General features: G+C 41.3%; 17 protein-coding genes and 3 tRNA genes. 12 read left to right on the forward strand and 8 right to left on the reverse strand.

Annotation, left to right across the window (positions count from 1 at the left end):
- Positions 1–18 precede the first annotated feature (18 nt).
- From HH214_RS12660 to HH214_RS12695, 8 genes are all read left to right on the forward strand, one after another.
- On the forward strand, positions 19–2,217 hold the full coding sequence (locus tag HH214_RS12660; RefSeq protein ID WP_169608188.1) for an alpha-N-acetylglucosaminidase: 2,199 nt from the start codon (positions 19–21) through the stop codon (positions 2,215–2,217).
- A complete protein-coding gene (locus tag HH214_RS12665; RefSeq protein WP_169608189.1) occupies positions 2,214–3,368 on the forward strand; it encodes an acyltransferase family protein in 1,155 nt (384 codons plus the stop codon). The genes HH214_RS12660 and HH214_RS12665 overlap by 4 nt, the downstream gene beginning before the upstream one ends.
- 96 nt (positions 3,369–3,464) lie before the next feature.
- A complete protein-coding gene (locus tag HH214_RS12670; protein WP_390622361.1) occupies positions 3,465–5,717 on the forward strand; it encodes a GH92 family glycosyl hydrolase in 2,253 nt (750 codons plus the stop codon).
- Positions 5,718–5,720: 3 nt separating this feature from the next.
- Positions 5,721–6,287, forward strand: a complete 567-nt coding sequence (locus tag HH214_RS12675) for a hypothetical protein (RefSeq protein WP_169608193.1) — start codon at positions 5,721–5,723, stop codon at positions 6,285–6,287.
- A 2-nt stretch (positions 6,288–6,289) separates the two neighbouring features.
- Positions 6,290–7,264, forward strand: coding sequence for a purple acid phosphatase family protein (locus HH214_RS12680; protein WP_169608195.1), 975 nt, complete (start codon positions 6,290–6,292; stop codon positions 7,262–7,264).
- Positions 7,265–7,330: 66 nt separating this feature from the next.
- Positions 7,331–9,622, forward strand: a complete 2,292-nt coding sequence (locus HH214_RS12685) for a GH92 family glycosyl hydrolase (protein ID WP_169608197.1) — start codon at positions 7,331–7,333, stop codon at positions 9,620–9,622.
- Between the two features lie 12 nt (positions 9,623–9,634).
- Positions 9,635–12,838 carry a glycoside hydrolase family 2 TIM barrel-domain containing protein gene (locus HH214_RS12690; RefSeq protein WP_211166220.1) on the forward strand — a complete coding sequence of 1,068 codons (3,204 nt, stop codon included), beginning with the start codon at positions 9,635–9,637 and terminating at the stop codon, positions 12,836–12,838.
- A 91-nt stretch (positions 12,839–12,929) separates the two neighbouring features.
- Complete coding sequence (locus HH214_RS12695; protein ID WP_169608199.1) at positions 12,930–14,930, forward strand: alpha-L-arabinofuranosidase C-terminal domain-containing protein; 2,001 nt, start codon at positions 12,930–12,932, stop codon at positions 14,928–14,930.
- 267 nt (positions 14,931–15,197) lie between these two features.
- Here the strand turns inward: HH214_RS12695 and HH214_RS12700 are convergent, their stop codons facing one another.
- The 6 genes from HH214_RS12700 to HH214_RS12725 form a co-directional block, all read right to left on the reverse strand.
- Entirely contained in the window at positions 15,198–16,115 is a 918-nt protein-coding gene (locus tag HH214_RS12700) for a helix-turn-helix domain-containing protein (protein ID WP_248282091.1), read from the reverse strand.
- 4 nt (positions 16,116–16,119) lie between these two features.
- Positions 16,120–17,094, reverse strand: coding sequence for an NADP-dependent oxidoreductase (locus tag HH214_RS12705; protein WP_169608201.1), 975 nt, complete (start codon positions 17,092–17,094; stop codon positions 16,120–16,122).
- A 132-nt stretch (positions 17,095–17,226) separates the two neighbouring features.
- Entirely contained in the window at positions 17,227–18,021 is a 795-nt protein-coding gene (locus HH214_RS12710; RefSeq protein ID WP_169608202.1) for an SDR family oxidoreductase, read from the reverse strand.
- Between the two features lie 107 nt (positions 18,022–18,128).
- Positions 18,129–18,707 (reverse strand): TetR/AcrR family transcriptional regulator, encoded by a 579-nt coding sequence (locus tag HH214_RS12715; protein ID WP_169608204.1) that lies wholly within the window; start codon positions 18,705–18,707, stop codon positions 18,129–18,131.
- Positions 18,708–18,794: 87 nt separating this feature from the next.
- The gene (locus tag HH214_RS12720) at positions 18,795–19,148 is read right to left on the reverse strand and encodes a nuclear transport factor 2 family protein (protein ID WP_169608206.1); all 354 of its coding nucleotides are present in this window, start codon (positions 19,146–19,148) and stop codon (positions 18,795–18,797) included.
- A 152-nt stretch (positions 19,149–19,300) separates the two neighbouring features.
- Positions 19,301–20,791, reverse strand: a complete 1,491-nt coding sequence (locus HH214_RS12725; RefSeq protein WP_169608208.1) for a serine hydrolase domain-containing protein — start codon at positions 20,789–20,791, stop codon at positions 19,301–19,303.
- Between the two features lie 186 nt (positions 20,792–20,977).
- Here HH214_RS12725 and HH214_RS12730 point away from each other — a divergent pair, with 186 nt between their 5' ends.
- Complete coding sequence (locus tag HH214_RS12730; protein ID WP_169608209.1) at positions 20,978–22,543, forward strand: ATP-binding protein; 1,566 nt, start codon at positions 20,978–20,980, stop codon at positions 22,541–22,543.
- An 81-nt stretch (positions 22,544–22,624) separates the two neighbouring features.
- Here HH214_RS12730 and HH214_RS12735 read toward each other — a convergent pair whose 3' ends face one another.
- Together HH214_RS12735 and HH214_RS12740 are read right to left on the reverse strand one after the other, a co-directional pair.
- The gene (locus tag HH214_RS12735; protein ID WP_169608211.1) at positions 22,625–24,043 is read right to left on the reverse strand and encodes a redoxin domain-containing protein; all 1,419 of its coding nucleotides are present in this window, start codon (positions 24,041–24,043) and stop codon (positions 22,625–22,627) included.
- Between the two features lie 372 nt (positions 24,044–24,415).
- The gene (locus HH214_RS12740; protein WP_169608213.1) at positions 24,416–24,757 is read right to left on the reverse strand and encodes a HopJ type III effector protein; all 342 of its coding nucleotides are present in this window, start codon (positions 24,755–24,757) and stop codon (positions 24,416–24,418) included.
- Between the two features lie 240 nt (positions 24,758–24,997).
- On the opposite strand from HH214_RS12740, the gene HH214_RS12745 reads away from it, so the two are divergent.
- The 3 genes from HH214_RS12745 (at position 24,998) to HH214_RS12755 (ending at position 25,235) form a co-directional block, all read left to right on the forward strand.
- Positions 24,998–25,071: transfer RNA gene (locus tag HH214_RS12745), tRNA-Pro, on the forward strand.
- 14 nt (positions 25,072–25,085) lie between these two features.
- Positions 25,086–25,158: transfer RNA gene (locus HH214_RS12750), tRNA-Ile, on the forward strand.
- A gap of 6 nt (positions 25,159–25,164) precedes the next feature.
- Positions 25,165–25,235 (forward strand) — tRNA-Gln (locus tag HH214_RS12755).
- Positions 25,236–25,238 lie beyond the last annotated feature (3 nt).

Below are 25,238 nucleotides of genomic sequence, written 5' to 3' on the forward strand. Positions count from 1 at the left end.
AATTTATCCTTTATATCAATGAGAATATACAAGTTACTGTTTGCTTTTGTGTTGTGCATGGCTACCCTGGTGGCATCAGCCCAGAATTTAGAACAGGCTTCTTATGCACTGGTTAAAAGGGTTGTTCCGGAAAAGGCAGGTTGGTTTATCCCACAAAAACTAAATTCAAAAACTAGTAAAGATTGTTTTGAAATTGAAAGCAAAGGGGGCAAGGTTGTATTAAGAGGCAATAATGGCGTGGCCATTGCCTCGGCTTTGTACTATTATCTTACTCACTTCTGCCATTGCCAAATAACCTGGAATGGTACCAATTTGAAATTGCCTAGAATTGCTCCGGTTGTACCACACAAAGTGGTTAAAAATACCCCCTACAATTACCGGTACTACCTGAATTACTGTACCTACAATTACAGTATGAGTTGGTGGAACTGGAAACGATGGGAAAAAGAAATAGATTGGATGGCCTTGCACGGCATTAATATGCCATTGGCGCTTACCGGTCAGGAATATACTTGGTACGAAGTATACAAAAGCTTAGGCTTTTCTGACCGTGATTTAAGCAGCTTCTTTTGTGGCCCGGCTTACTTTTCCTGGTTTTGGATGGGTAACCTGGATGGATGGGGTGGACCACTTCCGCTAAGCTGGATGACGAGCCACCGCGACTTGCAACAGAAAATTTTACAGCGAGAAAGAGCATTGGGCATGAAGCCGGTTCTGCAATCATTTACCGGGCATGTACCTGCAGCTTTTCATACCCGTTTTCCGAAATCAAAACTTAAAAAAACAAACTGGGGCAATGGGTTTGAGGATACCTATATTCTGGATACTGAAGACCCGATGTTTGAAGAAATAGGAAGCAGGTTTTTAAAAGTGCAAACCCGGCTTTATGGAACTAATCACTTATACTCGGCCGATACTTTCAATGAAAATGAGCCACCTACCGATGATCCGGCTTACCTGTCGGCTTTAAGCTCGCGCGTTTACCAAGCTATGAGCAAGTCAGATCCGCAGGCTGTTTGGGTAATGCAGGGCTGGCTGTTTTACAGCGACCGCAAGTTCTGGAAAACTCCGCAAATTAAGGCTTTATTGCAAGCTGTGCCTGATAACCACATGCTATTGCTTGATTTAGCCACCGAGATTGAGCCTGTTTGGAAACGTACAGAAGCTTATTACGGTAAACCCTGGATATGGAACATGTTGCACAATTTTGGTGGTAATATATCTATGTTCGGTCGTATGGAAGGCGTGGCTAATGGCCCTGCCACGGCATTAAATGATCCGGCATCTGGAAAGATGCAGGGTATTGGCTTAACTATGGAAGCTATTGAACAAAACCCGGTATTGTATGAACTCATGATGCAAAATACCTGGCAGCGTTCACCTGTGCAGATTGATAGCTGGCTTAATGATTATATCTTGAATCGTTACGGTAGCCTCAACCCACATGCGGTAAATGTCTGGCAAATACTTAAAACTACAGCTTATAACGGGAAGGAAATACGGGATGGCGCTGAATCTATAATAACAGGTAGGCCAACATTTGATACTGCAACCATTTGGACTAAAACACACTTGAATTATCCGCGCCGGGAGCTGTTGCCAGCTTGGGACGAAATGATTAAAGCCATACCTACTTGCCAGAAAAGTGACGGTTTTAATTATGATTTGGTGGATGTTACGCGGCAGATACTAGCTAACTATGCAGCACCATTGCAACGTAAATGGGTGCAGGCCTACCAGGATAAAAATCAAGCGAATTTTAAACAGTATAGCAATGAATACTTGCAGTTGATTACCGATATGGACAGGCTGTTGGCTACCCGCCGAGACTTCCTATTAGGTACTTGGATTGCAGATGCCCGTAGTTGCGGAAGTACTACCGCCGAAAAAGCGTTGTATGAGCGCAATGCTCGCAACCTGATTACACTTTGGGGGAATAAAAATAGTCCGTTACATGAATATTCATGCCGTCAGTGGAGCGGATTGTTGAATGACTTTTATAAAGTGCGATGGCAAAAGTTTTTTGACCTCACCGCCAAATCAATGGCGCAAAACGAAGCAGTAGATGTAAGGGTCTTTGATAAAACCATAAGTGAATGGGAATGGGAGTGGGTTAACACCAATAAACCGTATCCGGTACATACTACAGGTAATTCAGTGGCGGTTGTATTGGAGTTGCATAAAAAGTATCACGAACTAATTACGGCTAGTTTATGAATGTGAATGATACGGTAAAGCCCAAACGCTTACTATCACTAGATGCCTTACGAGGGTTTGATATGTTCTGGATTATGAGCGGCGAAACGGTTGTGCATACTTTAGCCAAAGCCACTAACTGGCCGCTTGTGGTATGGATGTCAGGACAGCTGCATCATACAGAATGGAACGGTATTACTTTTTATGATATGATATTTCCGTTATTCCTGTTCATTGCGGGGGCGGCCATGCCGTACTCTATGCAATCTAGAATAACACAGCTGGGCGTGAGCAACGCTTCTCAACTACCTAAATTAATTAAGAGGCAGATTTATAGGAATATGCTTAGGCGTGCATTGACGCTTGTATTGCTGGGGATGGTAGTTAATGGACTGCTTAAATTTAATGGATACGAACATACCCGGTTTGCAAGTGTATTGGGGCGCATTGGCTTAGCTTGGTTTTTTGCCGGATTAATTTATTTGAACAACTCTGTTAAAGGGCAGGTCGTGTGGTTTGCAGTACTTTTGTTAGGGTATTGGGCAGCTATGATGCTGATCCCTGTTCCGGGTTATGGGGCAGGTGTTTTAACTATGGATGGTAGCTTGGAATCCTACATCGACCGACTCTTGTTACCAGGCAGGCTACATGATGAAGTACACGATCCTGAAGGAATATTATCCACCATACCGGCTATTGGCACAGCACTGCTTGGTATGTTCGCTGGTCAATTTTTAAAATATGATTCAGTTAACTGGTCTATGCTTAAGAAAGGTGGATATCTGCTTCTGGCTGGCATTTTGTTAATTGCTTTAGGCACTTTATGGAATCTGAGCTTCCCCATCAACAAGCGATTATGGACCAGCTCTTTTGTGCTATATGTAGGCGGTTTTAGTTTGGTGTTTTTGGCCATATTTTATTTGATTATTGATGTAGCTGGCTATCGTAAATGGGCATTCCCTTTTGTGATTATCGGTGCTAATTCTATACTAATTTATATGGCTTCTGAGGGGTTGATTGATTTTGGACACATAGCAGATTACCTTTTTGGTGGCTTAATACAATTTGTATCCTCCGGTTGGATGGCTGTATGTAAGGCTGTTGCTGTTACTGTTGTACAATTTATGTTGTTGTACTTTTTATACCGGCACAAAATTTTTCTAAAAATTTAAGTTGATAGCTTTATTAGGTTTAACTGAATGCACAGGTTTACAATAATACGCTATGCCTCAAGTTGGGAGTATTTACTTAGTAGGTTAAGTAAGTGTTTGTTACTCATACTACTAACAACACCTATACAGCTTTTGGCGCAAGTAAAACCGCATAAATATGTGGATCCACGTATAGGGTCAGAAGGTCAGGGGCGCGTTTTTATTGGCCCGTCTTGTCCGTTCGGTATGATTAAACCTAGTCCTGATTGTACGGTTAAATCCAATAGTGGCTGGTTGCCGGAGCCGGCTCCCATAACTGGGTTTGGGCAGGTACATGTAAGTGGTACAGGTGGTGGCCCTAAGTACGGTAATATCCTGATAATGCCTTTTAGCGACAAGCTGGATAGCATAGACCACTCGTCAATGCGCCAAAACGAAAAAATGGCTTTGGGATACTATAGTGTGTTGCTGAAAAAGCATCAAATTAAAACGGAAATTACCACTGCCGAAAAAGCTGCAATTTATCGCTTTACCTTTCCTAAACAAGCTGCAAAAGCATTGGCTATTGATGCCGGGTTCTTTTTGGGTGAACAACCCATACCTGATGCGCGTGAAGCACAACAATTTGTAGGTTCTGAAATTGAAGTTGTATCTGCTACCGAAGTGCGTGGCTATAGTCGTATTAGAGGGGGGTGGAATAACGGTGCCGCTTACACGGTTTATTTTGATGCCATGTTTGATGCACCTATAGATCACCTGACTTCCTGGAAAAATAAAAAGCTTTACCCCGGCGTGTCGCAGCAGTTTGATTCGGGTGAAAAAACAGGTGTTTTGCTGGGTTTCAAAAATGGAAGTTCTGATACCTTGAAAGTCAAAGTCGGTATATCATTTATCAGTTCAGGCAAGGCTAAAGAAAACATAGCTCAGGAAATTCCGCACTGGAATTTTGAGAACGTACGCGCACAAGTGGAAAATAAATGGGATGAAATGCTGAGCCGTATTGAAATCAACGCTGATGCAACCATCGAGCAGAAAAAGATGTTTTATACCAGTCTTTATCATACCATGCTGATGCCGGTTAACCGGACAGGCGAAAACCCTTTGTGGAATGGTAATGCGCCTTATTACGATGATTTTTATGCTATTTGGGATACCTTCCGATCATCAAACCCGCTTATTACTCTGATATCTCCTAAACGTCAGATTAATATTGTTAATGCCTTGTTAAACATTTACCAGCATGATGGGTACATGCCTGATGCCCGAAGCGGTAACTATAATGGCCGTACACAAGGTGGCTCCAATGCCGAGGTGCTTATAGCCGATGCTTATGCTAAAGGCTTACCAGGCATTGATTATAATTTAGCACTGGAAGCTATGCTTAAAGATGCAACTGTACCCCCAGGTGGAATTGAAGAGAAAGAAGGACGAGGAGGATTAGTAGAGTATAACCACTTAGGCTATGTTCCTTATCATATACCAAGGGCGGGCAACCGCACAACTGATTACGCTTATGAAGATTATTGCATTGCTATGGTGGCCAAAGGGCTAAACCGTACTAAAGTGTACAACAGGTTTATCAAACAAGCAGATAACTGGCAAAACCTGTGGCGCAATGATTATAAAGATCATGGTGCTACTGGCTTTATCATGCCGAAAGATTCGGCTGGAAAGTGGTTGGATGATATACCTTACGGCACCGCCAATAACCAGCACCCAACCTTCAAGTACACGCCCTTAAGCCGTGAATATCCTTGGTATGTTTGCCATTGGTGTGGCTTTTTTTATGAAGCAACTTCTTGGGAGTATTCATTGAGCATCCCGCATCAGGTTCCTGTACTTATTGAAAAATCAGGCGGGAAGGAAGCGTTTAAACAACGGCTGGATACCTTGTTTGAAAATAGGTTTTACAATGTGGATAACGAACCTTCATTCCTCACACCCTGTTTATACCACTGGATTGGTCGGCCTGGTTTAAGTAGCCGTCGTATCAGGCAAATTGTATTAGATAACTTTAATACCACGGCAACAGGATTGCCTGGTAATGATGATTCAGGAGCTATGTCATCATGGCTGGCCTTTCAAATGATGGGCTTTTATCCTAATGCGGGTCAGTCCTATTACCTGCTTAACTCACCTATGCTCAAGCAGGTTACTTTGCACCAGGAAAATGGGACTAATTTCAAGATAACTGCTCATCATCTTTCTGCAAAAAACATTTACATCCAATCAGCAAAGCTTAATGGCAAAGCTCTGAATCAGGCTTGGATTGAACATGCTGATATAATAAAAGGAGGTGATCTTAGTTTTGAAATGGCGGATAAACCATCAGCTTGGGGAACGCAAGTTTTACCTCCCGTTAAAAATTGATGAATGAGAAAGTTTATCTTAAAATTGCTCCTGTTATTCATCGCTTTTGCTGCTCACGCACAAAAAGGCCAGTTGGTGATACAAAAGGGCAGTACCTTAAATTATACGCTTTATCTGCATGGGCAGCAGGTTGCGTTTGAACTCAAGGTAAAACACCTGCAAGATAGCTTGGTGCTTGATTGGAAAATGCGCAACACCACCAGCGGAACTTATGTGATATTGCACCAAGCCTTACTAAAGGCTGATAAGCTGAACTTTGTACAACCTGAAGCCAATCGGGTTTATGTTTTACCTTCCGATCAAACTTTTTTCATGATCTCTAAATCGGCATTTAATCATATGCTTCAGTACAAAAATTTCGTTTATGATAATACGGTATATCAATTGGATACGAATAGGCATTTACCAGCTACAAATCTATCCAATAGCGAAGCTTGGAATACGTTGCATGTAATTGCTCAAAATGAAACAACCGAGTTATGGATTCTTAACAATCCCGACTTTCCATTGATATGTCGTATAAAAGGTAATCCTTTAGGGATCGACATGATATTAAACACGATCAAATAACTATGAAACGTAGAGATTTTGTAAAGAACACCACCCTGACAGCATTAGGAGCATCCTTAATTGCTCCACTTGAATCGTTAGCTGATTCACCGGTAACTCATCTGGAAAGTGATGATCTTTCTCTCAGTGCAGGGTTAGATAATGGTTATCCGCTCAACTTTATGGCTATTGGCGATTGGGGGCGTAATGGTGAGTACCACCAGTTAGAAGTAGCCAAGCAGATGGGCGATTGGGGGAAAATGCATCCTAACAATTTCATTGTTTCAGTAGGGGATAATATCTATCCGAGAGGGGTAGCCAGCGAGTTGGATCCACAATGGCATTTCTCTTTTGAAAGTATTTATACAGCGCATTCTTTACAAACGGATTGGTACCCGGTGCTAGGTAATCATGACTACATTTCGGAACCTGAGGCACAGATACGGTATAGCAAAATCAGCAGGCGCTGGAATATGCCAGCACGTTATTATACAAAGGAGTTTTCTTTAGGTGCTGATAAAGGTAAGGCCTTGTTGGTAATGATAGATACGCAACCTATCATTTACGATTTGAAAGATCAGCAGCCCGAAAAGCAACTGGCATGGATCAATAAAACGCTTGCTGAAGCATCAGCTGATGTGAAGTGGAAAATTGTAGTGGGTCACCACCCTTGTTACACCGTAGGTCCACGTGCAAAGAACTATGATACATTGGCTATACGCAAAGCATTAACTAAAATGTTTGAAGAACATAAGGTAGATGTTTACCTAGCCGGGCACGATCACTCTTTGCAGCACCTGAAACCGGATGGTTTTACCAATTACTTCATTAGTGGAGCAGGCTCGGAGCTTACTTCGGTAACTTCGGGTATAGCTTACAGCAAGTACCAGGTGTCTGACAATGGTTTTATGTACTTCTCAGTTTCTCCTGAAAAGTTGGCTGTTAAGACCATAAACTATAAAGGTGATGTATTGTATGAGACTATGCTAAATAAATAATGCCTTTGCCAGGCAATCTGCTTGAAGATGATGGGTTTCGTACGGTTTAATACAACCAGTTTTTTCATGAACGCTACATTCTATAAAAAGTACATTCTGTGTAGTATTGCCTTGTTGTTGGTTGGGTATGCGCATGCACAAAGCTTGGTTCAATATGTGCAGCCTATGGCTGGTACGGCAGCGGCAACCACTAAGGCTGCTTTAAAACATGGTACCGGACTGGAACTTAACGCTAACACCATACCCGCGGTAACCGTTCCGTTTGCAATGACACAATGGACACCGCAAACCCAAACCACGGAAAATAAATGTATGGCACCTTACTACTATAAAGATTCTGTTTTTTATGGTATTCGAGGATCGCATTGGTTAAGTGGTTCTTGTACGCAAGATTATGGAAGCTTCAGTATCATGCCCGTAGCCGGAAAGCTCAAAACATCTGGCTATGGTGTGCCCTTCAAACATGTTGATGAACTGACAACACCCTATCTCTATCGTATAAATTTGAAGGATGCGCATCTGAGTGCATCCGTAACAGCTACGAGCCGATGCGGCATGATGCAGTTTGAAATGCATAAAACCGATAGCCTTTACCTGCTAATCAGACCTCATAGTGATTATAAAGAAGGGTTTATCAGAATCAACGCAACAAAAGGTGAGGTGTATGGTTACAATCCTGTTCATCGGATTTATCAGGGGTGGGGAAAGCAGGCTGGTTTTAGCGGATACTTTATCATTAAATTCGAAAAAGCTTTTTCCACTAGCGGAACTTTTAATGACAAGGAGTTATTTAAATTGGATAGTCTCCGCAATGAGGCTGGGGTTGGTGCTTATGTTGGCCTGAAACTAAGTAAAGGTGAAAAGCTGACTATCCGGATAGGTACTTCTTTTACCGGCTTGGCAGGTGCACGTAAAAACCTCAATGCTGAACTACTTAATTTTAATTTTGATGCCGCTGTTCAACAAGGTAAATCAGTTTGGGAAAAAGCTTTGGGGCAAATCAAGGTAGAAACGGATAAAAAAGAGGATAAGCAAATTTTTTACACTTCTTTGTATCATGCTATGCAACACCCCAGATTGTATAGCGATGAGGATGGCGTTTACCCAATGTTTTCCTCAAATTATCAGAATGCAGTATTACCACAGGGAAGTTACTATGATGATTTTTCCATGTGGGATATCTACCGGGCACAGCTACCCTTGTTTGAAATTTTGAATCCCTCTTTAATTAATAATCTGGTACAATCTCTTATACTGAAAGGAAAGCAAGGAGGCTGGATGCCCATATTCCCCTGTTGGAATAGTTATACTTCTGAAATGATAGGCGATCATACCACTTCAGTTATTGCCTCAGCGTATTTAAAAGGTATTCGAAATTATGATGTTAACGAGGCCTATCAGGTGTTACGGCGAAATGCTTTTGATATACCCAATAACCATGATGATTATGTGGAGGGTAAAGGCCGCAGGGCGTTGGATAGTTATTTAAAATATCACTTTATACCACTGGAAGATAGCGTAAAAGATGCCTTTCATAAACAAGAGCAGGTAAGCCGAACTTTAGAGTACGCCTATGATGATTATGCCTTAGCTCAGTTTGCCGTTGCGCTGAAAAAAACTGATGATTATAAAGCGTTGATGAACCGTGCTAAATATTATGTGAATGTTTTTGACCCATCAACTAAAATGGCACGTGGGCGCTATGCTGATGGTAGCTGGATAAAGCCTTACCATCCGGATAAGAAAATCAGTTACATAACGGAAGGCACGCCACGTCAGTACACATTTTATGTGCCGCATGACGTAAATGGATTAGCAAGGCTTATGGGCGGTACATCAAAGCTTGAGCAAGCTTTAGATAGTTTGTTCAATAAAAATGAATATTGGCATGGCAACGAGCCGGGGCATCAAATTCCATTTATGTATAATTATACCGCATCACCCTGGAAAACACAACGCCAGGTGCACAAGATACTTGCCGAGGAGTACAGTAGTGGGCCTGGTGGTTTAGGTGGAAATGATGATGCCGGGCAAATGTCGGCCTGGTATGTGTTTGCAGCCATAGGGTTTTACCCGGTAAATCCGGTATCAGGCGAGTACCTGCTTACTTCGCCGCTTTTTAACCGAACAACCATCGCATTGCCTCATGGTAAGAAGCTGGAGATTGTATGTTATAAGAAGAGTGCATCAGCACAATATATTCAATCAGCCCGCTGGAATGGCACTCCGTTTAGCCATAATTACATTCGTTACAGTGATATAATGCAAGGCGGCAAACTGGAGTTATTTCTGCAAAGCACCCCCAGTAAAAGCTGGGGTGTAAATGCAGCTAATCAACCTAAAGGGTTAACTCAATAATCATTTCGCCGCATGAAAGTAAATTTACCCATAGTAGTTCTATACCTTTTCTGTAATGTATTATTATCCAATATGGTTATTGGGCAAACTGTTGCTGATTCATTAGGCAAAGCTCCGGTACCCAAAGAGATTGAGAATCCGGAATGTATAGGGATTAACAAACTGCCGGCACATGCTACGTTAATGCCTTATGGTAACTTACAGGAGGCTTTAGCAGCTAACCGCCATGCCTCAACTTATTACCGCAGCCTTAACGGTAACTGGAAGTTTAACTGGGTAACCTGGCCTCAGAACAGACCAGTTGATTTCTATAAAACCAATTACGATGTAAGCCAATGGAAAGATATACAGGTACCATCTAACTGGCAGATTAAAGGCTATGGAACACCATTTTACCGAAACATTGGCTACACCTTTAAAATGGATTTTCCTCATGTAATGAGTACTCCGCCGCCAAACTATACAGCCTATAAAGAACGTAATCAGGTAGGAAGTTATCGGCGCAATTTTGATGTTCCGGCTAATTGGCAAGGCGGCGAAATCTTCATCACGTTTGATGGTGTAGATGCCGGCTTTTTCCTGTGGGTAAACGGTCATAAGGTTGGCTACAGCATCAACAGCCGTAATGCTGCTGAGTTTGATATTACCAGTTATGTAAAACCTGGCAAGAATATGATTGCCGTAGAAGTGTATCAATATACTTCGGGTAGTTATCTGGAAGATCAGGATATGTGGCGTTTGAGTGGTATATTCCGTAATGTTACTTTGTGGCGTAGCCCTAAGCAACACATTCGCGACTTTTTCATAAAAACAGATCTGGATAAACAATACAATGATGCAGTAGAGCAGGTATCTGCAAAAATTAAAAATTATAGCGTTAAGCAAAGCCAAGCGCAAATCTTAACCGCCTTTTTGTACGATGGACACAAACTGGTCACCTCCACCCAAGCTGTAGTAAAATCATTACACACTGGAGAAGAAGTTGCGGTTGATTTGAATTTTCAAGTGCACCACCCGGAAAAATGGACGGCAGAAACGCCCAAACTATACACCACAGTTATTCAGTTGCAGCAAGATGGTAAGGTGGTAGAGACTCTTTCATCTCGTACCGGTTTTCGCAAAATTGAAATAAAAGGCAGGGTATTTATGGTTAATGGCGTACCTATTAAACTTAAAGGTGTTAACCGTCATGAAAACTGGCCGGATGTGGGGCATGCTATTACTAAGGAACAAATGATACGTGATATCCAGATTATTAAGCAAGGTAATTGCAACCATGTACGTACCTGCCACTATTCTGATGATCCTAGTTGGTATGAGTTGTGTGATGAATACGGCATTTACCTGGTTGCTGAAGCTAATTTAGAGTGTCATGGGCTTCGCAATAGGTTTAATGAAGAGCCAACCATGAAAGCGGCCATTATTGATCGTAATGTGGCTAATGTGCAAAGCTTTAAAAATCATGCCTCGGTTATTATTTGGTCATTAGGTAACGAAAGTGGTACTGGCGGATCTAACTTTCTGGCTGCACTTCACACCATTAAAGCTATTGATAATACCCGGCCTACGCATTACGAAGGGTTTGGCGTTGGTGCAAATAATCCGGCTGATTTGGATAGTAAAATGTATTCGCCAATTATGCCCTACAACTCGTCAGACCCTAAAAAGAAATTATTATCATCAGTGGAGTTAACGGCAACGGATGCTACCTTAACGAAGCCTTTTTATTTATGTGAATTTGCTCATGCGATGTTTAATTCAATGGGCTCGTTGAAAGAGTATGGTGATTTATTTGATAAGTATCCATCCATCTTGGGCGGCGCTATATGGGAATTTCAAGATCAAGGAATATGGAACAGGCGCAATCCGAAGCATCCTATATTAGCATTCGGTGGTGGTTTCGGTGAGTTTCCGAACGATCATTACTTTATCCATAAAGGTGTAGTCGCTTCAGATAGATCACCTAAGCCGCACTTCCCGGAAATGAAGCATGTATTTCAATGGATTGATGTTAAACCGGAAGATTTGCAAAAGGGTACCATTAAAATTAGAAATAAGTATCAGTTCATTAGTTTAAATGGATTGAAGGCAAGCTATACGATCAGTAAAAATGGCGTAGTTGAATCTTCAGGAGAAGTTGATATTGATGATATTTTACCGCAAACAGAAAGAGTAGTACAAATCCCTTATCAACTATCATCATTCACTCCGGGCGCAGTTTATTATCTAAGACTTTCCTTTGTACAGAACCATGATGAATTATGGGCGAAAAAAGGATATGAAGTAGCTTCTGAACAATTAGAATTGCCAGTAAATTCACCAAATGTAGTATGGCCGATAGTGGCGGCGGATAAAGTAACTTATCAGGAAGATAACCATACTTTAACGGTAAACGGTAAAGGTTTTAGTTTGATACTAGACAAGCAGCAAGGAACCTTTTCCCATATACTGGTAAATGGTACCAACCTGATAAGCAGTAGTGGCCCAATGTTACACTTGTGGCGGGCACCGCACCAGCAGGATGATATATATGCTGATAATGGCTGGGAACAGGTAGGGCTGAAGCAACTCAATTGGAAAACCTCAAGTGTAACAGTTAAACAGTTATCGCCATCAGCAGTGCAGGTTGCTGTTAACCTGTTAGGTTCCGGTAAAAATAATTTTTCAGTTAATCATCAGGTTATTTATACCATAAGGGGAGATGGAACAGTGAAGGTTGACAATCAGGTAAAATCAAGCGATACAAGCTTGGTAATTGCACGTATGGGTGTGCGTATGTTTTTAAATAAAAACTATCAGCAATTTAAATACTTCGGTAGAGGCCCCATGGAAAATTATGCTGACCGTAAAACAGGTTCGGATATAGGCGTTTATCACAGTGACGTAGCGCAGCAGTTAACTCCCTATGAAAAACCTATGGAATGTGGCAATCATGAAGATGTACGTTGGGCAACAGTTGCTGATAATGCTGGGCGCGGACTGGAGGTTATGGCAGATAGCTCCTTATTACAAATCTCTGCACTGCCTTACAGTGATGAGCAAATGTCACGTACCGAGTACCGGATAGATTTACCGCAGAGTACCTCAACCGTTTTGACGATTAGCTATAAAACGTTAGGCGTAGGTTCTAACTCATGCGGGCCAACACCTCTGCCACAATATACAGTTACAGCAAAGCCTACATCATTTACCTATTTCATTAAGTTAATGCCTTAATGAGAAAGCATGGTTATCAAGTTGCAGGTAGCTACATATTTGATCTTGTTGTCTTAACATAATAAATAGAAGTTAATTAAAAAGCATGTATATGAATAAGAAGAACCGGTTGCGGCATCTTATAACGTTTATCGCTATCACTCAAACTCTGCTCTGTGCTGCTCAGGCACCTGTTAAAATTTCAGTTTTAGTTGATAAGCCGCAGGCTAGAATACAGCCTACTATGTGGGGTATTTTCTTTGAAGATATTAACTTTTCGGCAGATGGCGGATTGTATGCTGAATTAGTAAAAAACCGTTCATTTGAATTTACTACACCATTAATGGGGTGGAAGCAAAACCGGGTAGGCGGAGCAGATGCCTCTTTACTGGTTGTTAATCGTAATAGCGTAAATGCCAACAATCCGCGTTATGTCAACATAGCTATTAAAAATAACAAAGGTTCATTCGTATTAACCAATGATGGCTTTCGAGGTATGGGGTTGGTTAAAGGTGAAATCTATAACTTTTCCATGTTGGCGCACGCAGTTGATGGTGATGTAAAAATTAGCATTGAAGCCATTAATGAAACTGGTGAAACTATTGGCCGTGCTACATTGAGTCAGGTACAGGGTGATTGGCAAGCATACAAAACGCAGCTTACCTGTCTGAAAACATCACCTAAAGCTAAACTGAATGTGACATTTGAAGGGCAGGGTACAGTACAAGTAGATATGATTTCGCTGTTTCCTGCAAATACGTGGAAAAATCGAACTAATGGCCTGCGTGCTGATTTAGTGCAGAAACTAGCCGACTTGCATCCGGGCTTTATGCGTTTTCCGGGAGGTTGCATTGTGGAGGGGCGTGATCTGGCTAATCGGTATCAGTGGAAAAAAACGGTAGGTGATATAGCCGATCGGCAACTGATCATGAACCGATGGAATACAGAATTTAGCTATCGATCCACGCCAGATTATTTTCAATCATTTGGGCTGGGTTTTTTTGAGTACTTCCAGTTGTGTGAGGATATTGGCGCTTCACCGTTGCCTATCCTGAACTGCGGCATGGCTTGCCAGTACAACAGCGCCGAAGTGGCATCACTTAACCAGATTGACCCATACATACAAGATGCGCTGGACTTAATCGAGTTTGCTAATGGCAGCACTAATACTAAATGGGGTGGCTTGCGGGCATCTATGGGGCATCCGGCTCCATTTAATTTAAAGATGATTGGAGTAGGTAATGAGCAATGGGGCGAGCAGTACCTGGAACGCTACAAAATTTTTGCCGCTGCTATAAAAAAAGCATATCCTAGCCTGAAAATGGTAACTAGTGCAGGACCAGATCCGGATGGTGAACGTTTTGATTACCTGACTAAAGCAATGCGAGCTGAAAAAGCCAGTTTGATTGATGAGCATTATTACCGCACACCGGAGTGGTTTCTAAAAAACGCTTCACGATATGATGAGTACGATCGTAAAGGTACTAAAGTGTTTGCCGGTGAATATGCAGCACATATCCCGAATGAAACGCAAAAAGATACACGTGCCGAAAGTCATAACACTTGGTGGGCAGCTTTATCAGAAGCCGCTTTCATGACCGGGTTGGAGCGTAATGCCGATGTAGTGCACATGTCTTCTTACGCTCCTTTGCTAGCCCACGTAGATGCCTGGCAATGGCGGCCCGACCTGATTTGGTTTGACAATCTACGTTCCGTAGCTACCCCCAACTATTATGTACAACAGGCTTTTTCTACGCACAAAGGGAACCGGGTAGTGCCTGTATTAGCTGGTAATAAGATATTAGCTGGCCATGATAGCCTGTATAGCAGTGCTACCATTGATACGGCTAACCGGCAGGTTGTAATTAAAATTGTAAATACTTCTGTACAGCCTCGCATGGTTAACATTAACATACAAAGTAAGTCACGGTTAGGTAAACAGGTACAATGGTTACAGATAAGCAATCCTGATAAAATGGTTTTTAATAGTTTGGAACAACCTGATCAAGTTAAACCTGTTAGCCAGAATATCACTTGGGTAGGTAAGGAGAAGATGGTTAAACTGGATGGGCTATCAGTTAATGTGTTTATTGTAGCTGGTGGGAAATTTTAGAATAGGTTCACTAAAGCTTTATTGTAAAGTATTCATTGTATCTTTTCTTTAAAAAAGAATGCGCATATAGCTTCGCTTTTGTGTTCTTTTTTAAAGAAGTATTAGTTATTTTATGGATGCTAGGAGTGAAACAAGTTATTTAGAGTAAGCAAATAAAGTTGGATTGAAATAAACAATCCAGTACTAGGTAGTAGTTCTTTTCCTATGGTTTATCATCTAACTCACTCACATCATAAAATTACTACTTGGCTATTTATAAGATGAGTTCTAGTTAAAAGACTGCCTGAACTCCAGCGGTGATATTTCTGTTTTGGTTTTAAACAGCTTACTGAACGATTGCAGGTGTTCGAACCCTAATTCATAAGCAATTTCACTTATAGACAAATTGGTGGTTGACAATTTCTCTTTAGCTTTTTCAATCAGCTTTTCGTGAATGTGCTGCTGGGTATTTTGTCCGGTTAATACTTTTAGCAAACTGCTTAAGTATTTGGGTGATAAATTTAAAGATTGTGCAATATGCCCAACGGTAGGTAAGCCTTTTAAAGTTAAATCATCACTATCAAAATAATCAATTAATAAATTTTCCAAACGTTCCAGTATTTGATGACTAGATTTTTCCCGGGTAATAAATTGCCGGTGATAAAACCGATCGGCATAGTTAAGCAGGGTTTCCAGATGTGAAATGATAATGCTTTTGCTGAACTTATCGATGTTGGAATGGTACTCCTGCTCCATGTTTTTAATAAGATTAACAAGCAAGGCCTCTTCTTTATCGGATAGGAATAGAGCTTCGTTTACCGAGTAGTTCCAGAAATCATATTGTTTAATGGTTTGGGCTAACGGGGTATGCCAAAGAAAATCAGGATGGATGAGTAGCAGCCATCCTGATTGTTTAAGTTGTACAGTGTTTTTGTCAATAGAAAGGCTTAGTACTTGGTTAGGCGATACAAACGACAGAATGCCTTCATTATAGTCATACGTTTGCTGACTGTATTTCAATTTGACTTCGTTAGCATTTGCTACTCTTTTCAGGGCAATGCAATAAAAATCATAACACCAGGACGTAGGCTCACTCAGTTTTAAACTTTCAACAGACTCTATCTTAAGCACACTAATTAAAGGATGCTCAGGTTTGGGCATCTGCCTGAACTGCAGAAACTCGCTGATAGTTTTAAAACGTTTCACGGGGTTAATTTTCCTTTCTTATTTCCAATACAATTTTGCCACGCACGTGTTTTGTTTCGCTTTCGCGGTGGGCATCTGCCACTTGTTCCAACGGGTACACTTTGCTCACTACGGCTTTTACTTTACCCTCGTTAATGAATTGAGTAGTACCACTTAGTGAGGAAGTGTAAGTAGTTACGTTACCTCCGCCAACTAAAGTTCCGGTAGCGTTCTTTTGGGCAAGTGCATTCAAAAAATCATCTGTAAGGGGCTGATCCAGATGAGTACATACAAAAATACCACCTTCTTTCATTACGTTAACCGACTTTAATCTAACGTTATTATCCCGAACGGGCGAAGCGTTAAATATTACATCTATATCATGCAGTAGTTCTTCAAAATGCTGTTTGTTGTAATCAATTACCTCGTCAGCACCTAACTCTTTCAAAAAATCAAAGTTGTAAGCTGATGCTGTTCCTATCACATACGCACCCATAGCTTTAGCAAACTGTACTGCCAGGTTGCCTACGCCACCAGCCGCACCATGAATCAGCACACGCTGTTCCGGTTGTACCTTACCCAAATCTACTATACCATTCCAGGCAATAAGCGCACATGAAGGAAGTGCACCTGCCTCGTTAAAAGTGATATGGTGTGGCATTAAAGAAAACTGGCTGGCCTTTGCTGCAATATATTCAGCATAACTTCCATCGCCCGGAAAGTTTGGAACTCCATATACTTTGTCGCCTTTTTTAAAATTAATTATTTCACTGCCGCTTTCCTCCACTACACCTGCCGCATCCAAACCTAAGCCCAAAGGTAACTTCAAGTAAGATCGTAAAACCTCGTTGCCGCCCTGGCGGATAATGTAATCAGCAGGATTAACACTAGTCGCATACATTTTTATCAGGATTTCATCGGTTGCCGGAACAGGGCGTTCCACTTCATCCAGTTTCATTACTTCCGGACCACCAAATTCATGAACTCTTATTGCTTTCATATCTCTTATTCTTTTGATATACAAAAGTCAATAAGAGTTCACAAACCAATTTAGCCGAATGGCGCTTTAGTTTAGCCAAAATGATGAAGTGTTTTTATCTTCAAAAGCTTGTTTACACAGTAGAAGAATACTTTATACGACAGGCAAAGAACCACCATCAATGGCATAGTTTGTTCCGGTCAGGTAAGCTGCTGATGGAGATACCAAGAAATGAACCAAAGAAGCAACTTCTTCCGGCTCTGCCATTCTGCCCATAGGGATGCCGCCAGTTTGCGCAAGTAATTGCTTAAATGCTTCTTCAATATTAATTCCGGTTGAAGTTGCATAATCCTGAATGAATTTTTCCATAGGCGGGGTTTTAGTTGCTCCGGGCGATACAGTTAGCACACGTATGCCTTTAGTGGCCAGCTCAGTTGCTAATGCCTTGCTATAACTATTCAAAGCAGCTTTGGAAACCGCATAAGCCATATTCAGATTCCATAAAGGCTGCCTGCCTGATACAGAAGAAATGTGAATAATAACACCGCTTTGCTGTTCAATCATTTGTGGAAGTAATATTTTGTCTAATCTGATAGCAGATAGCAGGTTCAGTTGTAGTTCGCTTTCCCAATGTTCGTCGGTTAAGGTACTGAAGCCGCCCGGAGGGGTAGTTAAGCCACCCACATTATTAATCAAAATATCAATGCCCTGAAATTGCTCCATGATTTCCTGCCCCATTTTAGTAACCTGTTCGGGCTTAGTTAAATCTGCAGCTATAAAATAATGCTCTGTATTGCCATCTCCAGGATGGTTTCTGGCCGAAACAATGACTTGTGCACCAGCTCGTGCTAACTCGTCTGCAATGGCTTTGCCAATACCTTTGGTGCCGCCGGTTACCAGCGCTCTCTTGCCGGTAAGATCTGTTGTTTGATTTTGTTTGTTGTTCATGTTATTACTTAATTATTTTGAACTGTTTGTTCCAGAATTGTTGCTAATTGCTATAAACGTTGTTGAGATATTCTGAAGTGTTTGTTCCAGAAAAGGCTAAAAAATTTTTATTTAGTTAGTTGTTTGATAAAATATTGGGCCATTTTCTTAATCTTCACTGGATCTCTGTGTAGAATATAAGATTCATACCATCCCGTCCAGGTACTGATAAAATAGTCGGCTAAAAGCTCCGGATCTTCGTCAGATGAAATTTCACCTTGCTCCATAGCACTTTTAATTAGGGAGTATAGGAAATGGTAGGCATAGTCGCTGTCGGCTTTTAAAATGTCCTTTACTCTTTGGTCGTTAGTAGCTACTTCAAAAGCCGTTTTTACAGCCATGCAACTATGAACCTCACTGATGATGGTCGTAACCGCGTCATGGATGTAATCAACCAAAATACAAAAAGGTGATTTTTGAACTGCCAACCGTTTCTGCATGTCTTTTTTCCTGATCTCAGTATAGTGCTGAACACACCTTACAAACAGTTCTTGTTTATCACCAATCGTATTATACAAGCTGCTGTTGTTAATTTTCATGGCATCAGTCAAGTCGCGAAGAGAAGCTCCATTATAGCCTTTCTCCCAAAAAACTTCCATTGCTTTTTGGATGGCTTCTTCTTCATTAAACTCGACGTTTCTTGCCATAACTATTTTCTACAGGTCAAACATAGATTTATTCTGGAACAGGCGTTTCATAATAAAGTCATTTTACAGGAGCAAAGCTACATGATATTAGCTCGCTTCAATATCCATACTGACAATGAGGTTGTTGATGAAAGAATATACGTGCTTTGTTGTTCCGTCAAATACGATATTGCCATCTAAGTCTTTTACAAGTTGATCAACCAGAACTTCAACTTTCCCGTCTGGACGTTCCGTAATAGATCTTGGCTCAACCTTAGGGTTTATCTCACTCCATTGTCTTGTCCAATATGCTCTTACCGCATCATAACCGATTACATAACCTCCTTCAAAAGCTTTTGGCCAATGTACATGAGCATCCATAACCGAGAATACGCTGTCAATATCTCTATTATTAAATCCGCTGTAAGCCTTTTTGATCATAGGCCAGTATTGTGATTCCATAAGAAGTTATCTAATTCAATGCAGTAAATGTAACGTATTTATTGATTTGAAGAATTTCGTTAAAGGTGTAATAACACATCAACATTTATAAAATATAGAGCATCACTCAAGAACTTTGATGCTATGGTGGTCAGGCTTGCCTAATGATAAGATTATCTGGTTGTAAGTGCTTGTATCCGGTTAGCCGCATGCTTATTTTGCGGATCCAGTGCCAACGACTTCTTATAATTAACAAGTGCTTCTGTGTGGCTATCCACAACTTCCAGCATTTCTGCCAAGCTATCATACGCGTTTGCGCTTTGCGGATATAATGAAACAGTCAGTTTGAAGATAGCTAATGCTGCTGGTAAATTCTTTTGAGCCAAAAGCTGATAACCCCAGCCGTTAAGTTCGTTTTCGTTCAGGTTAAAAGAAGGATCATTCTTTCTTAATCGTGCTGCTACTGTTATAGCCTGATCAAAGCCCTGTTTCAATAACGCAACTCTTAATTCTTTTAAGTTTTTAGGCAAGCCAAAACCATTAGCTTCATGCATTTCAGGGATGTAATAACCCGCAATCTCGTCGATAAACTGGTCTGGGTTGCCTTGCAGTAAATTGGTCAGCACAATAATGGAAAGATCATCTTTTAAATATACAAACAGGGCTGATCTGCCACCTCCCACGGGGCCTACTGCAGGGTGTTCCTCACGGGTTATGGTTGGCCAGCCAAGTGCATAGCCGTTCGTTAACCGATTGAAGCCGCCAATTTTACCATTGTTAAGAATAGCCGGTGCCCATAGCTTATCCAGGCTGGATGGCTGCTTGAGCAGCTTTCCGCTTTTTAATGCAATTATCCAGTTAGCCAAATCAGTGGCGGTAGATTGGATACCTGCTGCCGTTCTGAAAAATACAGGGAATTGCATATAAGCCTGACCCGGTGTACTGTTTCGCACAAAGTGGTCGCCTACCTGCTTGGTTAGGGTGTAAGCGCCTGCATAGTTAGGTATTACATCATAAGAATCGCCAAAGCGGGTTAGCTTCATGTCTGCTACTTTAAACTGCCGTTCTTCAATAAAACGGGTAAAATGCATACCACTCAGTTTAATAATAATTTGCCCTAGCAGCACATAACCCGTTTGGTTGTAACGAAACTTTTCACCGGGTTTAAATTCTATAGGCAGCGCTTTTACTTTTTGCATGGCTTCCTGCTCATCGTTATGGCCTATTACTTGTTCTTCAGCATCTATCAAATCTGGTAGGCCCGAGGTATGAGTGAGTACCTGTTGCAGGGTAATATTTTTCCAGGTATCAGGCAGGCTATCCAGGTAGCGGGATAGTGGGTCTGTAACTTTCAATTTCTGCTCTTCTGCTAATTGCATTACGGCAATGCCTACAAAAGCCTTGGTGATAGAGTTAACAGAAAATATGGTCTGGTGGGTTGCTTTGATATTATATTCCAGGTTAGCTGTGCCAAAGGTGGTATCCTTAACAATTTTACCTCCACGCACCACAGCTAACTGTAAAGCTGGAATATGGCGCTGCTGCATTTTTGCTTTTACAAAAGCATCTATACTATCAGAAGTGGAAAGTTGTTGCGCTTTAGCAGAGGTAGCCAATAGGCCAAGTTGAACAAGCAATAGCAGCGTAAAAGTTTTAAGTTTCATGAAATAATAAATGATGGATAGGACGTGAGACGCTACATGATATACCGTGGTTACACGTACTCATGATTTTATCATCTATTGTATTGAGTAGCCTTATAGTAGGGTTTCTTTTATTACACTAAATTTAACAGATGTGTGTTTTCTGGCTTCATCATTGCAGGATAACCATGTTTAATAGCTGCTTTTGTGAAAGAACTTAAACCAGCGGGTACTTACTTATCTGTATTAACCATTTTATTGGGTGTATGCGGGCTTGCCGGCTGGTTGCTGGATTTGCCGGTACTGTATGGGTTTTTGTCCAAAAGTGCGTCTATGAAGTTTAACACGGCTTTAGTTACCTTACTGTTGGGGGTAGCCACGCTTTGTTATCAGTTAGGTTACAAACAAAGTTCGCGGATATTAGGTTCAATCGTTCTCCTGTTTAGCCTGTCAATCTTATCAGGATATGTTTTTTCCATCGACCTGAATATTGACCAATGGGTAGTAGGAGACCAATTCACCAATACGCAGCAGGCGCCTCCGGGAAGAATGTCGGCTTTTACGGCAACTTGCTTTTTACTGGTAAGCTTTGGTATGGAACTATTTGCTTCCAAAAAACCATCGGCAGCGCAAAGCATACTTACGCTTTGCTTTTTACTGGTATATAGCGCATCAATAGGTTTGCTACTTAATATTAGCGGTTTGTTTCAGTTTGGCCAGTATTCGGCTATTGCTTTTCCAACAACTTTAGGATTACTGAGTGCTACTTTAGGCTTGCTGTACACCAGTAAATATCAAGGCTGGCTTAGCGAAGCCTTTTCCAGGCATTCAGCATCTGTTCCCGTACGCTTTGCGGTTTTGTATTTCCTGATCTTATTGCCCATTATTATAGCCGGGTTTATATGGATACTTAAGCACACCACAGTTACTCCTGAGTATGCTATGGTGGTACTGATGCTGGGAGCTGCCGTTTTAACCTTGCCCTGGGCCTTTCTGATATTGAGAAAACTAAACAGGTCGGATGACCGACTGCATAGTTTGATTGAAGAGTTGCAAAAAAGTCGTAAAAAACTGAATGAAAAAAACCAGGAACTCACTTTTGTTAATCAGGAACTTGATAGCTTGCTCCATATTGTTAGCCATGACCTCCGGACACCGTTGATGAGCCTAGAGGGTTCTCTTGAGTTGTTGCACCGTCGCCTTGAAAACAAGGTTGAAGATAAAGACAGGCAGCTATTCACCATTCCGGGTAAATCCATTAAAAGGCTAAGGAATACAATTGAACATTTGGGCCAGATTATTAAATCGCAAAAGTTAAATGCCGAGGGCGCTGAAGAGGTTGATTTGTGTGCTTTGGTGGATGATATCCGTGCAGAACTGTCGGAAACACTGCAAAGTACCGGAGGTCGCATTACAACTCAAGTTGATGATTGCCAAATATTTTACAAGCGAGTTCATTTAAGAAGTATTCTGCAGAATTTAATTACCAATGCTATAAAGTTCAGGCACCCCGACCGGGCACCTATTGTGCATATACAGGCAAGCCCCACAAAAGATGGTGTGCAAATTGCCATAACGGATAATGGACTAGGCATACCTCAGAAAGATTTACCAGACCTGTTCCACAAATACCGTCGTTTTCATCAGCATGTAGAAGGTACCGGGGTAGGGTTGTACCTGGTTCAACAATTGATTGGTATTAAAGGCGGAACTATAGAGGTGAAAAGCCAGGAAGGTGCAGGTACTACCTTTACGCTTTTCTTGCCTGTTTAGCGAACGCTTTTATTCCTCTTTCATTAACTTCTTACTATTATGAAATGGCTCTTTGTCCGCGTTGTAATACCAATTGCTGTACTAGCCTTTTTGCAATAGGGAAGAGATCATGAGTTCCAGCGTACGATGGTTACTGTTGTCAATCCTGAAATCTTTGAAAATGATTTTTCCGTCTTGATCTATCAGGAAGTTTTCAGGTTCACCTTGTACGCCATAGTTTTTACGAGCAAATTCTGAGCTGCCCCGTAACGGGATAAATGAATAATTGCTATTTTTCAATAAAGGCAGTACGTAAGGGTCTTGTTCAGGATCTACATTAATGCCTACATACACTACATCTTTACCTTTAAATTTATTGATTACCGATTGAAAGTGCGGAAACTCGGCGCGGCAAGGGCTGCAGCCCGGAAACCAGAAGGTAAGCAATACAACTTTACCTTTCAGGTCATGTAAATTTAGCTTACCCTTACTGGTATAAAGATCTAGCTCAAATGGATAAGCCGAAACTGCTGTGTGATGTCTAATGGTTTCAACATCCTTCAACATCTGCTTTTTGTTTTTGCCTAATGATTGGGCATAACCTGTTAGTGCTGTATAAAGTGGATAAGTAGGAAGTTTTGCATATTTTGTAGCCAGGCTATCGTAAGCCGCTTTAACATCTCCGGCTTTGGCTAGCAAATCAGCTTTTTTGAGTGCTACAAAGTCGTTGAGGTAATTAAATGAAGGCAGTTTAATTTGGTCTGCTTTGCTGGCAGCCTCTTTATAGCTTTGGCTTTGTTCTAGTTGATTAATCTGGATTAATGATTCAGCTAGCTGTTTTCTGATTTGCCATTCCTTTTCCTCACCCATTTCGTTGCTGAGTGTCAGAGCTTTTTCGGGATTGGTTTGCAGGTACGCATCGGCTAACCCGATCATTCCGGATGATGACCATCTGAATTTTTGTGGGGGATAGGTTTGGCGCAATTGCTCATAATCCTGAATCCTGTCATTAAGGCTGGTATCACGATCGGCTAACCAATACAAGGCTTGAGCACCTTGTTCACTTGCTGGGAACCGTTTTACAAAATCAAACACCTTTTGCCTGTAATCAGGATCGCCATTTTTTAAAGCAAATAAGTAGGAGGCTGCGTAAGTAGCATTTGCAGTGTCGGCTAACATGGCTTTTCTTAAATACGCTGTAGAGAGGTCATCTTGTCCCCACCTGCCTGCATCATTAGCAAGCATAGACCATATGTCGGCATTTTGGGGTTCCAGTTCGGCGGCTTTGAGCAAAAACTCTTTTGCTTGTGGCATTTCGGCATTATGATAAAAGGTGCCGATGGCCAAAGGGAAGTTTACATTTTGTGGGTATTTCTTCATCCATATCCTATACTGCGCAATAAGAAGTGGATTGTTCAACCCCATTACGTAGATATAGTTTCTATGGGCTTTTGCATCGTTAAAGTTTGATTCTAGTGTTGACCGAGCTGCTTTAATTTCACTTTCTGATGCAGGTCCCATTCGAACAGGTCTTTGAGCAAAGACCTGCACGGCGGAACAAACGATAAGCAAAACTGCATATACTACAAGTTTCAAATTACTTTTCATCGTTATATAAGGTTAGATGGATTATAAGCACCAGTTAACACACAATGCTAATGTAATTATTTACAGGTGAATAAGTATTGTGCTTTAGTTAGATTTAACTTGTCTGACCTCATCATGAACAGTTGCGGTGAGCACAATTACCTACTTTTAAGAATGTGTAGATGGTTGGCTAAAGCTTGCAAACTATTCATTCGGCGTTGTAAACCTTGGGCAATAGTTAAAAGATGAGGTGAAGATTGATTTTGGCGCACGCGGAACACATGCGCCAAAACTATGCGGATAGCATTATTTAGGTTGCAAAGCCTGACCTTCAAAAACAACGCCTAACCAGCCCTGAGCCATAAATTGCCGAATGTTCTGGTGGTCGGTTCCGGTAGGATGATTCAATACGGATTGGTAATGTTCTGCAAATAGTAACAAGGTATCTTCTGCGCTCAGGTTGTTGAGTTGCGCAAAAGCAAAAATCTTGGCACTGCCTTGGTTCTGGGTTGCTTCGTTGTATGCCTCGCCATTTTTAAATGCGGTAGGCTGGTGCTGATAGTAGGTCTCTATAAACTGAATTACGTCAGCAAACAACACGGAATGATTTTTTAAACCTGCCAGCAAAGTAGTTAATTGTTCTCTCATGGTTTGGCAAAATTAGAAGGCACTTAATGATATTCTAAAAATTATTTAAAAAATATTTAAAGAATTTTCTTTATTAAAATAATAGTTGTATACTTGCAGCATGAAAACACAATTAATACAGATACAATTGCCGCAACTGATTTATCAGAGGTGAATGGGTATGTATTAAAATAACATAGCAAAATATTCAGAATCCTCTTAGATATACCTAAGGGGATTTTTTGTTTTCAGGGCATTTACAGGGTAGTATATCAATTGGTTAGATTACCACATTTGGGATGTGGAGGCTTCCGGTTCGAATCCGGACTACCCTACTGATTTATAGGTTAGAACGTTAGCTCAATGGTAAGAGCGGCACCCTTATACGGTGATGGTTGAAGGTTCAAGTCCTTTACGTTCTACAATAGTTTCCTGTGGTGCAACGGTAGCACGTCTGATTTTGGTTCAGAAGATCGTGGTTCGAATCCATGCAGGAAAACTG

Source organism: Mucilaginibacter robiniae, from assembly GCF_012849215.1.
Classification (GTDB): Bacteria; Bacteroidota; Bacteroidia; order Sphingobacteriales; family Sphingobacteriaceae; genus Mucilaginibacter; species Mucilaginibacter robiniae.

Coding starts and splice junctions, on each gene's coding strand:
- HH214_RS12660 (WP_169608188.1), top strand. CDS start 19: ATGAGAATATACAAGTTACTGTTTGCTTTTGTGTTGTGCATGGCTACC.
- HH214_RS12665 (WP_169608189.1), top strand. CDS start 2,214: ATGAATGTGAATGATACGGTAAAGCCCAAACGCTTACTATCACTAGAT.
- HH214_RS12675 (WP_169608193.1), top strand. CDS start 5,721: ATGAGAAAGTTTATCTTAAAATTGCTCCTGTTATTCATCGCTTTTGCT.
- HH214_RS12680 (WP_169608195.1), top strand. CDS start 6,290: ATGAAACGTAGAGATTTTGTAAAGAACACCACCCTGACAGCATTAGGA.
- HH214_RS12685 (WP_169608197.1), top strand. CDS start 7,331: ATGAACGCTACATTCTATAAAAAGTACATTCTGTGTAGTATTGCCTTG.
- HH214_RS12690 (WP_211166220.1), top strand. CDS start 9,635: ATGAAAGTAAATTTACCCATAGTAGTTCTATACCTTTTCTGTAATGTA.
- HH214_RS12695 (WP_169608199.1), top strand. CDS start 12,930: ATGAATAAGAAGAACCGGTTGCGGCATCTTATAACGTTTATCGCTATC.
- HH214_RS12705 (WP_169608201.1), bottom strand. CDS start 17,094: ATGAAAGCAATAAGAGTTCATGAATTTGGTGGTCCGGAAGTAATGAAA.
- HH214_RS12710 (WP_169608202.1), bottom strand. CDS start 18,021: ATGAACAACAAACAAAATCAAACAACAGATCTTACCGGCAAGAGAGCG.
- HH214_RS12715 (WP_169608204.1), bottom strand. CDS start 18,707: ATGGCAAGAAACGTCGAGTTTAATGAAGAAGAAGCCATCCAAAAAGCA.
- HH214_RS12720 (WP_169608206.1), bottom strand. CDS start 19,148: ATGGAATCACAATACTGGCCTATGATCAAAAAGGCTTACAGCGGATTT.
- HH214_RS12725 (WP_169608208.1), bottom strand. CDS start 20,791: ATGAAACTTAAAACTTTTACGCTGCTATTGCTTGTTCAACTTGGCCTA.
- HH214_RS12735 (WP_169608211.1), bottom strand. CDS start 24,043: ATGGGACCTGCATCAGAAAGTGAAATTAAAGCAGCTCGGTCAACACTA.
- HH214_RS12740 (WP_169608213.1), bottom strand. CDS start 24,757: ATGAGAGAACAATTAACTACTTTGCTGGCAGGTTTAAAAAATCATTCC.